General features: G+C 61.9%; 13 protein-coding genes, 1 tRNA gene, 1 rRNA gene and 1 pseudogene. 5 read left to right on the plus strand and 11 right to left on the minus strand.

What is annotated here, in order from left to right; genetic code table 11:
- Positions 1 to 217 (minus strand): annotated as a pseudogene (locus BLU74_RS18190) (IS4 family transposase); the annotation flags it as partial.
- A 203-nt stretch (positions 218 to 420) separates the two neighbouring features.
- Here BLU74_RS18190 and BLU74_RS18195 point away from each other — a divergent pair.
- Both BLU74_RS18195 and BLU74_RS19160 read left to right on the plus strand, forming a co-directional pair.
- A complete protein-coding gene (locus BLU74_RS18195) occupies positions 421 to 1518 on the plus strand; it encodes a Fic family protein (RefSeq protein WP_217635403.1) in 1098 nt (365 codons plus the stop codon).
- A gap of 78 nt (positions 1519 to 1596) precedes the next feature.
- The gene (locus tag BLU74_RS19160) at positions 1597 to 1872 is read left to right on the plus strand and encodes a hypothetical protein (protein WP_175454709.1); all 276 of its coding nucleotides are present in this window, start codon (positions 1597 to 1599) and stop codon (positions 1870 to 1872) included.
- A 177-nt stretch (positions 1873 to 2049) separates the two neighbouring features.
- On the opposite strand, the gene BLU74_RS18205 is transcribed toward BLU74_RS19160, so the two are convergent.
- A complete protein-coding gene (locus tag BLU74_RS18205; protein WP_089769918.1) occupies positions 2050 to 2709 on the minus strand; it encodes a helix-turn-helix domain-containing protein in 660 nt (219 codons plus the stop codon).
- An 89-nt stretch (positions 2710 to 2798) separates the two neighbouring features.
- Between BLU74_RS18205 and BLU74_RS18210 the strand changes: the two genes are divergently transcribed.
- On the plus strand, positions 2799 to 3782 hold the full coding sequence (locus tag BLU74_RS18210) for an NAD-dependent epimerase/dehydratase family protein (RefSeq protein WP_089769919.1): 984 nt from the start codon (positions 2799 to 2801) through the stop codon (positions 3780 to 3782).
- 78 nt (positions 3783 to 3860) lie between these two features.
- On the opposite strand, the gene BLU74_RS18215 is transcribed toward BLU74_RS18210, so the two are convergent.
- The 7 genes from BLU74_RS18215 to BLU74_RS19535 all read right to left on the minus strand — a co-directional run bounded on the left by BLU74_RS18215 (position 3861) and on the right by BLU74_RS19535 (position 10143).
- Positions 3861 to 4121: a hypothetical protein gene (locus BLU74_RS18215; RefSeq protein ID WP_089769921.1), complete on the minus strand. Its 261-nt coding sequence runs from the start codon at positions 4119 to 4121 to the stop codon at positions 3861 to 3863.
- Positions 4118 to 4468 (minus strand): hypothetical protein, encoded by a 351-nt coding sequence (locus BLU74_RS18220; RefSeq protein WP_089769923.1) that lies wholly within the window; start codon positions 4466 to 4468, stop codon positions 4118 to 4120. Before BLU74_RS18220 ends, BLU74_RS18215 begins: the two co-directional genes overlap by 4 nt.
- Positions 4465 to 4740 (minus strand): DUF7123 family protein, encoded by a 276-nt coding sequence (locus BLU74_RS18700; protein ID WP_139175898.1) that lies wholly within the window; start codon positions 4738 to 4740, stop codon positions 4465 to 4467. Before BLU74_RS18700 ends, BLU74_RS18220 begins: the two co-directional genes overlap by 4 nt.
- Before the next feature lie 175 nt (positions 4741 to 4915).
- Positions 4916 to 4989, minus strand: a tRNA-Tyr gene (locus tag BLU74_RS18225).
- Positions 4990 to 5058: 69 nt separating this feature from the next.
- Positions 5059 to 7575, minus strand: a complete 2517-nt coding sequence (locus BLU74_RS18230; protein WP_139175899.1) for a DNA methyltransferase family protein — start codon at positions 7573 to 7575, stop codon at positions 5059 to 5061.
- A complete protein-coding gene (locus BLU74_RS18235; RefSeq protein WP_245705840.1) occupies positions 7568 to 9655 on the minus strand; it encodes a DEAD/DEAH box helicase in 2088 nt (695 codons plus the stop codon). Before BLU74_RS18235 ends, BLU74_RS18230 begins: the two co-directional genes overlap by 8 nt.
- A gap of 365 nt (positions 9656 to 10020) precedes the next feature.
- Positions 10021 to 10143, minus strand: coding sequence for a hypothetical protein (locus tag BLU74_RS19535; RefSeq protein ID WP_281241879.1), 123 nt, complete (start codon positions 10141 to 10143; stop codon positions 10021 to 10023).
- Between the two features lie 517 nt (positions 10144 to 10660).
- Between BLU74_RS19535 and BLU74_RS18240 the strand changes: the two genes are divergently transcribed.
- Positions 10661 to 11866, plus strand: a complete 1206-nt coding sequence (locus BLU74_RS18240) for a Cdc6/Cdc18 family protein (protein ID WP_089769927.1) — start codon at positions 10661 to 10663, stop codon at positions 11864 to 11866.
- Between the two features lie 89 nt (positions 11867 to 11955).
- Here BLU74_RS18240 and BLU74_RS18245 read toward each other — a convergent pair whose 3' ends face one another.
- Together BLU74_RS18245 and BLU74_RS18250 are read right to left on the minus strand one after the other, a co-directional pair.
- Positions 11956 to 12732, minus strand: a complete 777-nt coding sequence (locus BLU74_RS18245; protein WP_089769929.1) for a helix-turn-helix transcriptional regulator — start codon at positions 12730 to 12732, stop codon at positions 11956 to 11958.
- Between the two features lie 93 nt (positions 12733 to 12825).
- Entirely contained in the window at positions 12826 to 13386 is a 561-nt protein-coding gene (locus BLU74_RS18250; protein WP_089769931.1) for a TATA-box-binding protein, read from the minus strand.
- Between the two features lie 570 nt (positions 13387 to 13956).
- Between BLU74_RS18250 and BLU74_RS18255 the strand changes: the two genes are divergently transcribed.
- A 16S ribosomal RNA gene (locus BLU74_RS18255) occupies positions 13957 to 14133 on the plus strand; the annotation flags it as partial.

Genomic DNA, 14133 nt, shown 5'->3' on the forward strand with positions numbered 1-14133 from the left:
GTTGATAGAAGCCACCCGGTGAGATCGTCTCATCAGCCGTGGAGTTGTAACTGCGTCTGAAGCCAGCGAGTGTTCGGCTCTCGCCTGCGGCGAAGCCGAACACGAGCGCCCACACGAGGACTGGTACCTGTAGCTTGCCCTCTCGCTCGACCACGCCGAGTTCCTCGGCGTGCTCTTCGAGGAACTCGGAAGGAAACAGTGTAGTAAGCCGACGCATGATTCTCGATGAGGAGGCTTCTGTGTGCACAGCGGTTGCCTCCTCATTCCTCTCGAAAAGAAGCCTCGATAAGCCGTCACTGTCACGTGGTTCTCCTCTTAGCTAAAGACGGATAGCCCGTCGATTCAAGCGCCCAGGTTCCGTTCTCCAAGTTCTACAAACCGAACGAACTGCCGCCGCCGATCGAACTTTCGGACGACGTCGTGCAAGCATACGGTCGCGCGATGCACTCGCTCGGCCGGCTCGATGGCTTCTGGAGTGAGATCGAGAATCCCGAGGCAGTCTTCGGCCTGTTCGTGTACAAGGAGGCCGAACAGTCCTCACAGGTGGAAGGGACCCGCGTCACGGTCTCGGATATGTACGAGGAGGGCGAGGACTCGAAGGACGTCCGCGAGGCGCGAAACTACGCGTCCGCACTGAAGAAGGCCGCAACACAGCTCTCGGAAACGGGGCGATCGCGCGAGAGCCTCTCGATCGAGTTGGTGAAGCAACTCCACAGCGAGCTGATGGAGAAGGGACGGTCCGACGAAGAAGACCCGCTCCCGGGTGAGTTTCGGCCGGGCTACGCGTGGATCGACGAGTCCGTTGGGCTCGGTAACCGAGTCCGGTTCGCGCCACCGAAGCCCGAGATCGCGGCGGCGAGAATGGAGAATTTTGAGGAGTATATGCAGTTCGAGGGCGAATATCCCGATCTAATCGATATCGGAATTTTGCACTACCAGCTCGAAACGATCCATCCGTTCGTCGACGGAAACGGTCGCGTCGGTCGGCTGCTGATCGTGCTCTTGCTTATGGCGTCGGATATTTTGCTCCATCCGCTGTTCTACCTCAGCTCCTACATCCGTCGGAACAGAGACGAGTACACGGACCGACTCTTGGCCGTCAGCGAGGAAGGCGAGTGGAACGAGTGGCTACTGTTCTTCCTCGAGGGAATCAAAGAGCAGGCAGACGAGGCGTTTAGTCGGGCGAAACTCCTCCTACACCTCCGCGAGCAATATCGGAGTCAGTACGAAGATGCGCGTCCGTCGATAAAGACTCTCCTGAGAGAGATATTCACCGAGCCTGTATTCACAGTCAATCGCGCTGCGGAGATGATCGATATGACGTACCCGGCGGCCAATACGGCGGTCTCCATCCTCGAAGAAGACGGGGTCCTTCGAGAGCGGACGCAGAAGGAACGGTATCGCGAGTTCCAAGCCGATGAGGTCCTCGATGCGCTGAACAAAGATACAGATGAGATTCCGTCACCAGAGGAGCTGATAGGACAAGAGGAAGGCCGGCTCGAGGATATTACTCAATAGGGCGGGGAAGTTTGCTTACGGCTCCACAAGCTGTCATAAATAGTTGCCACGGTGTTTGTTTCATAATCTCACAACCGAATGAGCCGTGAGATTCTGCCTGCGAATGTAGTGATTGCCCTGATAGGAATCGCAGTGCTGGCAGACGTTTCCCCACACCTCTTTTTCCAGGGTGTTGCTGTAGACACGTTCAACAGGCGTGTCGTAATTCGCAAGGACATCGCCGATTGGTGTATCGAGATGATCGTGCCGCGGCCAAACGACAGGAGTGTCCTCGCCACACTGCCAACACTCCGTGTGCCACGTCAGCAACTGGACGGGGTCAACAGGGAGATCATCAGGGAGCATCTTGACTAAGATTCACCAACACAGTATTTGATTGCTATCACCAGAGTGAGTGGGCGAACGCCGGCATTCACAGCACAATTAGTATATTTGGCCATCGAGGGTATTAAACAACTCTTGCGTATTCAACACTCGAATTATCTCAACTTCAAAGGGCGTCAACAGAGTCCCTGTTTCTGTTCGGCAGCTTCAGGGGGGCACCACGGATCGCAGTAGTTTCGATTCTGCCTTCTGGAAATGCTCGGCCGCAGTCGGTGGCGCACAGCCGATGGCGCTGGCGATATCTTCCTGTGTGGCCGTCCGCGGGATGTCGTAGTAGCCGAGTTCGACCGCCGCCTGAATGGCCTCGCGTTGCCGATCGCTGAGGGTGGTCTCGAGTGCGCCCGGCACCGCTGCGAGGCTCCCAATCTCCGTGACAGAGACCGTGATCGGCTCCGGAATCTCCTCGAGTGCCGATTGAATCGCCGACGACGGGCCGAACACCGAGTAGGAAACACCCCCATCGGGCGAATACTCGACTGGCGGGATGACGACCACCGGACTCTGATCGAGGAGGTCGAACAACTGGCGGAGTTGTGGGTTCGTCGCGTCTCGGATGTAAACGTAGAACGCGTCCGGTTCCGCCACTGTCAGTTCGTAGTCCAGCACCTCCGGAATCGCCGCGACATCATCGCGGAAGGCGTCGATATCGCCCTCAACGTAGTGCATGATACCGAGTTCCTTGCCCGAGTAGTTCCAGTGCATCGCCGTCGCTCGCTCGACGTACTCCGCGTTGACAAGGAGGTCGTACATCGGGTGAATTTCGGCCTCTCGTCCACCCGCGTCGAGCGTCAGGCGAACGTGCTTCATACTGTGGTCGAGAGAGCGATCCACAGTTAAATCCCCGATTGTGCTATCGCAGAACGGCCTCGGGGGTAGAGCCCGATCGTTCACACGCTATGAAGGTGTTCGTGACGGGCGCATCCGGCGTCCTTGGGCATCGACTCGTCGAACGACTCGCCGACCGCGGTCACCGCGTGTACGGGCTGGTGAGAGACGAGCCAGGAGCCGACCTCGTGACCGCCCGCGGCGGCACGCCGCGCCGGGGAGACGTCCTCGATCGCAATTCACTCAAACGGGCCGTTCCCGATGTCGACATCCTCGTCCACGCTGCTACGTCGATCCCAACGGCGACGAAGCCGGCCCCGGAGGCGTGGGAACAGAACGATCGCGTACGGCGCGACGGGATCGAGAATCTCGTTGCGGTCGCAGGTGACCGGGTAGACCGGATCTGCTTCCCGAGCGTCGTGTGGGTGGCCCGCCAGCCGGACGGCACCTGGTTCGACGAAACGGCCGACCGTTACCCGGATCGAACCTCGCGTTCTGCGGCGACCGTCGAGGAATATTTGACTGACGCGAGCGACGAGGAAGGGTTCGATGTCACCATTCTCCGGTGCGGGTTTTTTTACGCACCCGACGCGGCGCACACCCGCCAGTTCGGACAATCGCTCTTGTCCCGTGATCTCCCTATCGTCGGCCGGGGTGTCTTGGGGCGTGAGGATGCACGGCTGTCTTTCCTGCATGCGGACGACGCCGCGCACGCGTTCGCCACGGCGATCGACGCCGAGGTGTCGGGGACGTACCACGTAGTGGACGATCAACCGGCCACGTTCGCCGAGTTTCTCGAGTCGTTTGCGACGAACCTGAACGCGCCACGTCCGTACCGAGTCCCGGCGTGGCTCGCACGGTATTTCATCGGCGCAGAGAACACAAACCTTCTCTCGAAACCAATGCCGACGTCGAACGACCGATTCCACGATGCGACCGGCTGGGAGCCAATGTATCCAACGTATCGGGAGGGCCTGTCACAGGTCGTGTCCACGTGGCTCAACGACGGAACGCTTCGAGAGACAGAGACAGGGTACATATGGAGCGGCGAATGAGTGCGTGATGCGGTTGCTACAAGTGGGGAAAAGGGATGTAACCGATAGACTCTCTGTATCGAGCAGTCACTATACCGACTATACTGATCGAACCTTGATCGTCTGTGAGAAATCTTGTATGACACCCTCGTAGGGCGACACAGTATACAGGAGCGAGGCGCCGCGCCGGATCACGATCACGTCGGCGGCAGGGAGGTAGCGGGCTTCGTCGGCGTTGAACTCCTCGGGAGGGATGCGAACGCCGCGCTCCCATAGAACGGCGGGTTCGAGAGAGGGAGCGTCGGAGCGATCGAGCCAGCGGTCGCGACAGTGACCGGAGACGAGCGGCTCGGCGCTCATCGGCTCACCTCCTCGTACTCGACTCGGTGATCGGTCCGCTTACGATGCACCCGCTCACTCACTGCGGCGAGGACACGATCGCCGTCGATCACGTCCTCGTACTCGCATCCGTGACAGACGACGTGAAAAACGGGCCCCTCGAGGCGGACTCGCCCGTCGTCCGTCTCGACTCGATCACCGCGGCATTTGTAGCACGTGACGCCCTCGCCGGACGTATCTCCGCCGCAGGAGGGACAGTCGGGGAGCGACTCCGGCTCCTCAGCGCGTTCGGTCCCGCGTTCGGAGAGCGCACACTCGCGACATTTGCGGCGCTGAGTGGGAGCCCCACAGGAGACGCATCCGCTCATCGGTCTCCCTCCTGGTCGTCCTCGTCGACGCGCTCGACGAGCCACGTAGTCGAATTCCCGTTGTGAGCCCACTTTTCAGCTCGAAGGCCGGCGCGTTCGGCGGCTGATTCTAGATCCCGACCGACGCGCCTTGCGTTCGTATCGGGGTTCCTACTTAGATCACTGCTATGCAGGTAGCGAAGCGAGTCCTCGCCGAGTCGATCAAGAAGCAACTGTGAGATATCATCCCGCAACTCGTCGGGAGTATAGACAGAATCTTTCGTTGAGCTCACGCTGATCTCCCCGTTTCGACTATACTAATCGGTAGACTGCAAGGGGGCGCGGCTTGACACAAGTTCAACTCCGAATATTTACCCCGATTTCGAGAATCGGATACAGCCGAATTGAGCCCTGATAGACCTGAATACCGGTGTATCAGGGTGCGCCACAGTTCGGCCGAAAATTGAGTCCGCCCTCCCCGAATTGAACGGGGGACAAGCCGATCTACAGTCGGCTGCTCTACCAGGCTGAGCTAAGGGCGGGCACCTCAACGTAGCGCCGCTGTGCGACTTAAGGGTTACTCATCCGGGACGGGACACACCCTGATTCCGTCACTCGGTCTCACGGGGGTCACGACCGGTGTGGGCCGCGAGGAACTCCTCAACCGTACGGTCGATCTCCGCCTGCACCGATTCGAGTTCCGGGATCGTCTTCTGATTGTACGCCCGCTTCGAACAGTCGACGTGATCAGGGACGATCTCGTGTGCTAGCTGGCTCAACTCCGCGAGTCGGCACTGCTGCGGCGTCGCCGCCCACTCCGGGAGCAGCAATCGTGCTACCGTGGACTTCGAGAGACTCGATTTCCCGCCAGAGGAGATATCGCGCAGGCACCGCTGATAGGGAGCTGAGTTGAGGAGTCCACACAGGTAGTGCGCCTCCCGTTCGTCGTCGGTGCCGATGAACATACAGTGATCGCCGGGGACGACGGGTTGCTCACCGAGCAGGGGGTCCGTGACCGTCGAGACGACTGCGAAGTGCGGCTTGAAGCCGAGACGGCACCAGACGACCTTGTAGTCGGCCCAAGTGTACTGGCCGAGGCCGAAAAGCGAGTAGAACGGACCACCCTCGAACCACGAGGAACTCCGCTCTAAGAGTCGTTGCCGGTGTGAGTGGAGGTATTCATACGTCGCCGGCGTCTCGTCTCGGAGCTTCGCTTCGTTCTCCTCGCCCGCCTGTCGCTGCGGGACGAGGTGGTGATCGTAGCCGAACAGCCCGTACTTCACGATGTGTTTCGATTTGAGATACGGGTAGACGTGCGTCTTCTCGATTCCGTGCCGCTCGATCGTGGCTCGGTCAAGCGCGTACACCGCCTTGGCGTCGTCTTTCACGCCGTGACGGATCCGGTACCCGCTCTCGCCGATCGCGCGCCGCTCGGCGTCTTCGCGGATCCACGCTGAGGACGGATCCGTCGGATCCGCGGGGACGAGTCGGCCCGGCGAGCGGTCGAACGAACGCCGCATCGTCTCCGGCGACTCGAACAGGCCCGCGCCTTCTGCCGCTTCGTTCGCGGTTCGAGAATGCGCACTGTCGTCGGCCGCGCTCCACCACGTCGCCGGAATCCCGTCAGCGGCCGGAGTGGTTTCCGGACCGGTCCCGATGCGGAGCGTGAACAACACGGCCCCGGCGTCGACCCCCGAGAACGGCGACAGCGAGCCGAAATCGTGGACGTGGTCGTGGGTGATCGATCGGGCTCCGAGTGTCTCGCGTCGAATGCGTTCCCCGGCGGGCCCGGTGAGCAGGTCCCGCTTCAACACGAATGCGGCTCGGCCGCCGTCGACGAGATACCGGTCGAGGCACGTCCAGGCGTACGGAACCGAGAGGTCGTCGTTGGCGTAGCCGAGTCGGGCTTCGGCCCCCTCGCGCCCGAAGAGGTCGAGCGCCGGATCGGCGATCGGCCCGTTTCGCCACCGCGACTTCACCCGCTCGGGGAGTGCGTCCCACGTCAGCCAGGGCGGGTTCGCGAGGATTACGTCGGCCCGCTGGCCAGACAGCGGCGCGTCGTCGACCGTCGTTTCGACCACGTCGCCGAGCACGATTCGGGGACAGGCGCGGACCCGCTCGTCGATCACCTCGAGGAGTGGACGGATCGCGAGGGCGACGGCCAGCCTCGATGCGCGGACCGCCGTCGGCGAAACGTCGAAGCCACGAACGGCGGCGACGATGTCGGCGAGGCGGCTGCAAGCCACCGCGTCGGGGGGGCCGTCAGTCGCGGAAGCCGCCTCGGGGAGTCCTTCGTCGAGCAATCGAGAGGCCGCCGCGGCTACAAACGCTCCGGCACCGCACCCGGGATCCAGGACGAGTGGGACTGATTCGGTGTCGAAGTCGAGGCCAGTTGATTCGTTTTCGTCGTCGACCGCGATCCCCTTGGGGTCTCGATCGGTTTGTCCTCCTGCTTCGAGGGTTTCTCGATCGGTCTTTCGCCCTGCTTCGAGGGTTTCTCGATCGGTTTTTCGTCCTGTTTCGAGGGCATCTCGCTCGATTTGTTCCCCGCTTTCGAGGGCGAGCATTGCGAGCCCGGGGGGCGTGTCGTACCGTCCGAAGGCGCGCCGAGCCCTCGGAGAGACACACGCACTGTGGAGTTTCGCCACGGCGCCGGAGTCCGCAACTGAAGCGAATCGGGCGAGTGCGTCCTCGAACGACTGGTCGGCATCGAGCCGCGAGCGCACGAACTGGTGAACGGTCTCGAACTCCGGATCGAATTCGATCGCTGCGTCGGCGGCGAGGGGGCGGGTGAGCTCGCACTCGTACTGTGATTCGAGAGATTCGAGCAGACGGACGAGCAAGTAGTCGAACGCGAGCGTCTCGACGAACAGTTCGCGTGCGGCGGCCCGCGACGACGCGTCGGCTTCGGCATCAGTCCCATCGATATGGGTTGAATCGGCGGCCACCGCTGCAAACACGTCTCCGTGGTGGTCGCGGACGTACTGTCGCCACGCGTCGTATGTCGGCGCGACCGCCTCCGCCGCTAGTGACTCAGCCAGGACGTATCGGTACTGGTCGAGGTGCGTTCCGTCCACCAGTTCTACCCACTCGTCGGCGCTGTCGGTTTCACTACGGCGATCAGTCATCGGCTCCGTCTGAGGTGTCGCTACCGTCGGCGGCTTCCGCCGAATCCCCATCCGGATCGCTGCCGCTTCGATCGCGTTCTGTCACGCGGATTCCCTTCTCCGCGAGGTGACGCATCTGTCGCTGGGCGAAGTCCTCCTCGGACGTCCCGCGCGTTGCGAGGACGTACACCCGAGAGCCCCCGGCGGGGCGCATCGTCCGACCAGCGCGCTGGGCCCCCTGCCGTCGGGACCCGCCGAGACCGGAAGCGACGATCGCCAACTCCGCATTGGGGAGATCGATCCCCTCGTCTCCGACGCGCGAGACCACGAGGGTCCGCAGGTCACCTTCGCGGAAGGACTCGAAGATCTGGTCGCGCCGGTAGTGCGGCATTTCACCGCTGACGAACGGGACGTCGAGCGCCTCGGCGAGCTGTTCGCCTTGTTCGAGCCAGTCCACGAACACGAGCGCCTTCGCCTCGGGGTGGGTCTCGAGCAGGCGACTGGTCTCGTCGATCTTCGCAGGATTCTCGCTCGCAATTCGGTGTCGGTCCCGGCCCTCGGCGTTCGCCCATTCGTTGCGGGCGAAGTCGTCGCTCCAGGGGACGTATCGGATTTCGACCTCCGGTTCCTGTACGTAGCCGGCATCGAAGAGTTGCGACCAGTCCGTGCCGATCGGCGGTCCGATGAGGGTGAAGATCTCCGCTTCCTTGTCGTCTTCGCGCACGGGGGTCGCCGAGAGACCCAGCCGATGTTTGGTCTGGAGGTCCGCGCTCCGCCGGTAGATCCGCGAGGGGATGTGGTGTACCTCGTCGTACACGACGAGCCCCCATCCACGGGAGTCGAACAGCGAGCGGTGACGGTCCATCCCGGCAGTCTGATACGTGGCAATCGTGATCGGCCGAATCTCTTTCTTCCCGCCGTGATACTCGCCGATCTGCTCCTCGGACAGGGTGGTGTGTTCGAGGAGTTCCGTCCGCCACTGGCCGGCGAGTTCGCGGGAGGGAACGAGGATCAGCGTCTCGCCGCCGACCGCCGCGAGGACGCCGATCGCCGTCACGGTCTTGCCCGCCCCCGATGGTCCGACGAGGACCCCTGAACGCTGCTCGAGGAATCGGTCGACCCAGTCCTGCTGATAGTCCCGGAGTTCGACGGTCAGCTCAGTCTTCAGGGGATCACCGGTGTCGAGTTCGCGGTCGTCTTCGACCGGATAGCCCGACTCGTAGAGGACGCGCTTGATCGTGGCCTCTTCGCCCTCCCGAACCCAGCTTTCCGTATCAGAGATCGGCGCGACCAGTTGCTCCTCGTCGAGTTTCTGCCGAGCCACATTGCCCATCAGGCTCTCGGATGCGGCCTCGAGGACGACGTAGCCGTCCTCGTGGGTGGTGAGCCGAAAGCGGTTCGCGCGCTTCCACTGGGACTCGACCCACTCTTCGAGTTGTGGCGATCGACGCGGGAGGACCGATCGAATCACGCCGAGCAACTCCTCGACGTCGCCGAAGGGCGCCTGCCAGACATCTTCCTGTCTGATCTCGTAAATGTAGCCACGGGTATCGGTCTCGCGGTCGACAGTCGTCCGTGCTCTCTCGCCGGTCGAATCGACCAGGTGGGCGAACTGCGAGAGACGAGCACGGGTGTACTGGGTGGGTTGATCGACGACGATCTCGCGACGCTCGGGAAAGAGGACGATCCGCTCACGCGTCGCTAACTTTCCCCACTCGGTGGGGAAGTACACCACTGGATCGGCCTCGACGTTCACCCGTTCGACCGCCCCGGCGTCGGTCAGTGCCTCAAGAGCCGCGGCAGCGTCTGCCTGTGTCGTCGCGAGTCGCCGAGCGACTGCGGAGGCGGTGGCGAGCGGTCGCCCTTCCGCTTCGAGCACGTCGTGGAATTGATCCAGATCGATCGTTGTCGTCGCATCACCGTGGTGAGCGGTGTCCTCGCTTCGAGACTGGTGCTCGCTACGGGACTGATGCTCGCTACGGGACTGATCCTCACTGTGGGATTGCGCCCCACTTCCGGACTGATCCCCACGCACCGAGTCACCCCCAGTTCGGTCTGTCTCCCCTCGTTGCGGGTCGCGCATCCCGTCCTCGTCCGTCATCGTCTCCTGCAACGGCCCCAGTCGGGAAACGGTTTGCGACTGTGGTGAATCCGGAACCGACCAAGGCCCGTGAGTGCGTCGCCATCAGTGGCCCACACCTCGTTTCCGGTGAATTCAGGCGGTCGCGACCGCCCAATCGAGCGGGTCGCAGTCGTCTGCGAGATCGTTGGCTCTGTTGGGACACACCGTGTTTCCGGTGAAACGAGCGCGAAGGATGTGGCCTCGGTAGTGTCCTGTAGATCCCCTCGAATGGGAGCGGTCTGTGGTCAGAGACACACCGTGTTTCCGGTGAATGACGGCGCGAGCCACTCAGGTCACCCGAGGGAGACACCAGGCCGACTCCATCGTTCCTGTTATCGCTTTCGTCAAATGGAACCGTCCGGCAGGCATACCAGGCCGTCCGGCAGACACACCAGGTTTCCGGTGAAATCGGCCGGAGTCGTCGATACCTCGGTCTGCGCGCTGAGGGATTCCTCCCGTCCGGCCATCGGAAGCGACCGACGAGGCGCTATATGACCTTCAATAGACAACAAATAAATACCGGTGTCTCCTCACTATCCACTGGAACAGTCGTCAGAAACATCGAGACAGACGTAGTCGTTCGGGGTGCAGTCGAATCGGTCTGTTTACTTGTGGATCTCTACTCCGAGATCGAACCCGTTGTCGACACAGAGTTGGATGCGACTGACCCCCGCAGAGCCAACTGGATACGAGGGTGGTATGCGATGTGCCGGTTCGGTGCTCCGCTACAGCACACCTCGTTTCCGGTGAAACTGACCCCCCGTTTCGACTGCCCTCCACCCCTCGTTTCACTGTTTCACCGGAAACCCGGTGTGTGTGTCGTCGTGGCTCTCCCACTACCGCCGCCTGCAGCGGATACGACTCAAACTCCTTCCGGAGTATGTGACTCGATGGGTCTGGGTGCCACGCTCGCTTTTCGAGACCCCGGCCTCCGACGGCAACCGAATAACAACGCATTTCACCGGAAACGAGGTGTCCTACAGTATGCCGAATGCCAGCGACGACCTCTTCACCCGAGAGGACCCCATCTTCTCCAACAAGGAACTCCTGGAGATCAATCACCTTCCTGGCGAGGGTCGGATCGTCGGCCGCGACGACGAAATCTCCGATCTTGCGGCCGCGGTCAATCCCGCAATCTTCGGACAGAGCCCGAGCAACGTCCTCATCTACGGCAAGACGGGGACGGGAAAATCGCTCTGTGCGAAATACGTCTCCCAGCGGCTGGTCGACACCGCGAGCGAGGAAGACGTGACAGCGACCTTCGCCTACGTCGACTGCGCGCAGGACACCACCGAGACGCAAGCGGTGCAGACGATCGCCGATGGCGTCAACGAACCGTCCGAGACGGGAATCAAAGTCCCCGACAAGGGACTCAGTACCTCGACGTACTACAAACGACTGTGGCGGATCCTCGACGCCCGATACGACGTCGTCTTGATCCTCCTCGACGAGATCGACAAGCTCTCAGACGACGACATCCTGATGCAGCTGTCGCGGGCCGGTGAGGCCGGGAAGATCGAGCGCTGCAAACTCGGTGTCATCGGGATCAGCAACAAGATCCAGTACAAAGACCGGATGGACGAACGGGTGAAATCCAGCCTCTGCGAGCGCGAGTTCGTCTTCCCGCCGTACGACGCCAACCAACTCCGCAACATTATGGACGCGCGCTCGGACGCCTTCCGCGACGACGTCCTCGATCCCTCGACGATCCCGCGTGCGGCAGCCCTCGCTGCACGCGAACACGGCGACGCGCGCAAGGCGATCGACATCCTCCGGTACGCCGGCGAGATCGCCCAATCGAAGGGCGCACAGACGGTTCGCGAGGAGTTCGTCACGCAGGCTCGCGAACGGGCCGAGACGGATCGGTTCCGCGAACTCATCCGGGGATCGACACCGCACTCCCGGTACGTCCTGCAGGCGCTCGCTGTGCTCTCACTGTCGAGCGATCGACAGGAGGGATTCCGGACGAGTCGAGTGTACGAGGTCTATGAGAACATCTGCGACGGCCAGGGCTCCGATACGCTGTCGCTCCGTCGCGTCCGGGATCTACTCAAAGAACACGCGTTTCTCGACATCATTGAGCAATCGAAACACAGCGGCGGGAGCGCCGAAGGAAGCTACACGAAGCACCAGCTGCTCGAGGACCCACAGGTCGTCAAAGACGTCCTCACCGAAGGCGACGACCGCTGAACCGAGAGCGCCGAGTCCTGACTGGCAGGCGTCGGAATCGATCCCGGGCGCAGCGGCGCCGAGTGCATCGCCGGCACCGCCCTACGGGATCACGACCACGCCTCGGCGTCATCTCGGATCCGTTCGAACGTCCGCTCGGCCCACCCCACGAACGCTTCGTCGTCGGAGTCCGCGCTGGCAACGAGGTTCCCCTCGTCGTCGTACGCACCCACGTACGCGTGCCCGTCGATGATCATCACACCGAACTCGAGTGGTTCCTGAGAGATCAGTAACCTGAACCCTGCCAGTTCCTCCGCACGGTCCAGTGCGTCGGGATACTCCGAAGCCGACGCCGACAGGACGTCCCGATCGACGATCAACTCCACCTCGCTCTCCGGGCCGATCACTCGTCCGGCGGCACGGTTGAAAACGCGACTCACGATGGGTGTAATGCCACGAAACGTCTCGACAGTGCCGTCGCCGACGACCGCGAGGAATCGGTCGATCGGCGCGTGCGGGTTCTCTGCGGTCGCGGTCGCTGCGGTCGCCTCCGAGAGCAACGCACAGTCCAGGTCGGGTGCGGACCCTCGCAGATTCGCGAGGAATTTCCGGAAACGGTCAGAGACCTCGATGCAGGATTCGAACTCCTCGTAACTCTCCGCGACGAGTTCGCCCGCGCGCGTGAGACGATATCCGTCGTCGGTCGAAACCTTCTCCGCCCAGCCGCGGTCGACGAACGCCGAGACGGTCCGCTGGGCCGTCTCGCGCGCGCACGAACACTCCTCGGCCAAGGCCGTCGGCGTCGCGGTGGTCGACCGGAGCGCCAACAGGACGTCTATACGGACCTTCGACCCCGTCATGAACGCGATGTCCTCGTGCGCAGTCATCGATGGGTGTGCCACTGGCCGGGATGGATCACGCTGCCGATACCTCCATTCGGGTCGTCACTCAGACAGTCCCCCCACACGCCTCTGAGGACGCTATCCGAGTAGACCCAGATCGTCGATCCGCTTGACGATTTCTTCGACGGCCGTCTTCGCGTCGTCCGTCCGCTTGCCTCCCGTGATCACGATTTTCCCCGACCCGAACAGCAGGATGACGACCTCCGGTTCGTCCATCCGGTAGACGAGTCCGGGGAACTGCTCGGGTTCGTACTCCACGTCCTCGAGACCGAGACCGATCGCGAGGGCGTTGAGGTTCAGGTTGTGACCGAGGTCCGCGCTCGAGACGATGTTCTGGACCGTGATCTCTGGGTCCTCGTCGACGGGAATGCTCAGCCCACGGAGTTTCTCGAAGATGATGCCGAGCGCCTCGTGCACGTCGTCGATGCTCTTGGCGCCCGTACAGACGATCTTCCCCGATCGGAAGATCAGTGCCGCGGCCTTCGGTTCCTGCGTCCGGTAGACGAGCCCCGGGAAGTTGTCGGGGTTGAAGTCGGCTCCGGGGAGGTCCTCGGCGAGCGCTTCGAGGTCGAGCTCCTGGCCGATCCCGGTCGATGCAACGACGTTCTGAATCTCTATCGAATCTGCCGGCGCACTCATGCTCTGTTGGATTATTTTTGCCCTTCCTTATAAAGGCCCCCGTTATAAAACACGGGGGCGGGTCGACAACCGTCGGTATGTGTCCAAATCAGCGGTTCCTGCCCGCCAGCAGGAGACAATTGAACAGTTTACAATTGTCCACCCCGCGTCGAATGACGTGGGTGTTGTTAGATGAACACACATATCTTACACATATTTTCGAAGATCGTCCGAGATCAACGAGGTTAAGTACAACCCACGCCTCAGACAGTAATGCGAAGAACACAACGCGACTGCGGACGGTTGAACTCCGTCCGCGCTCGCACGCCGACCCCCTCGGCGGTTCACGCCGCGGGGCGAAACGGATTCAACGGGTTTATCCCCGTACGCCGTTTCGACTGAGTCGGACACGAAATGAGGATTCCACCCCTGCGGTCCGCCGTACAGATGGAATCTGATGTTAGCCTTGGTGGTTCGGTGACACCTGTCTGGTCGACCCGAACCACTTCTGGACCACGCAATGATATATGGTGATTCCCCTCTCTCAGAGAGGGAATCCCGCCACACCCCTCCCCCACACGGGGGAGACCCATTCCGGTTGATCCTGCCGGAGGCCATTGCTATCGGAGTCCGATTTAGCCATGCTAGTCGCACGAGTTCATACTCGTGGCATATAGCTCAGTAACACGTGGCCAAACTACCCTACAGCGACGGATAACCTCGGGAAACTGAGGCCAATCCGTCATAGCGCTCTCTCAGTGGAATACT

Source organism: Halobellus clavatus (assembly GCF_900107195.1).
Classification (GTDB): Archaea; Halobacteriota; Halobacteria; order Halobacteriales; family Haloferacaceae; genus Haloquadratum; species Haloquadratum clavatum.

What these genes read in the sequence shown, in the direction of transcription:
- BLU74_RS19535 (WP_281241879.1), bottom strand. Translation starts at nt 10,143, where the DNA reads ATGGCCGGACGGGAGGAATCCCTCAGCGCGCAGACCGAGGTATCGACG.
- BLU74_RS18230 (WP_139175899.1), bottom strand. Translation starts at nt 7,575, where the DNA reads ATGACTGATCGCCGTAGTGAAACCGACAGCGCCGACGAGTGGGTAGAA.
- BLU74_RS18245 (WP_089769929.1), bottom strand. Translation starts at nt 12,732, where the DNA reads ATGACTGCGCACGAGGACATCGCGTTCATGACGGGGTCGAAGGTCCGT.
- BLU74_RS18250 (WP_089769931.1), bottom strand. Translation starts at nt 13,386, where the DNA reads ATGAGTGCGCCGGCAGATTCGATAGAGATTCAGAACGTCGTTGCATCG.
- BLU74_RS19160 (WP_175454709.1), top strand. Translation starts at nt 1,597, where the DNA reads ATGAGCCGTGAGATTCTGCCTGCGAATGTAGTGATTGCCCTGATAGGA.
- BLU74_RS18205 (WP_089769918.1), bottom strand. Translation starts at nt 2,709, where the DNA reads ATGAAGCACGTTCGCCTGACGCTCGACGCGGGTGGACGAGAGGCCGAA.
- BLU74_RS18215 (WP_089769921.1), bottom strand. Translation starts at nt 4,121, where the DNA reads ATGAGCGCCGAGCCGCTCGTCTCCGGTCACTGTCGCGACCGCTGGCTC.
- BLU74_RS18210 (WP_089769919.1), top strand. Translation starts at nt 2,799, where the DNA reads ATGAAGGTGTTCGTGACGGGCGCATCCGGCGTCCTTGGGCATCGACTC.
- BLU74_RS18220 (WP_089769923.1), bottom strand. Translation starts at nt 4,468, where the DNA reads ATGAGCGGATGCGTCTCCTGTGGGGCTCCCACTCAGCGCCGCAAATGT.
- BLU74_RS18235 (WP_245705840.1), bottom strand. Translation starts at nt 9,655, where the DNA reads ATGACGGACGAGGACGGGATGCGCGACCCGCAACGAGGGGAGACAGAC.
- BLU74_RS18240 (WP_089769927.1), top strand. Translation starts at nt 10,661, where the DNA reads ATGCCGAATGCCAGCGACGACCTCTTCACCCGAGAGGACCCCATCTTC.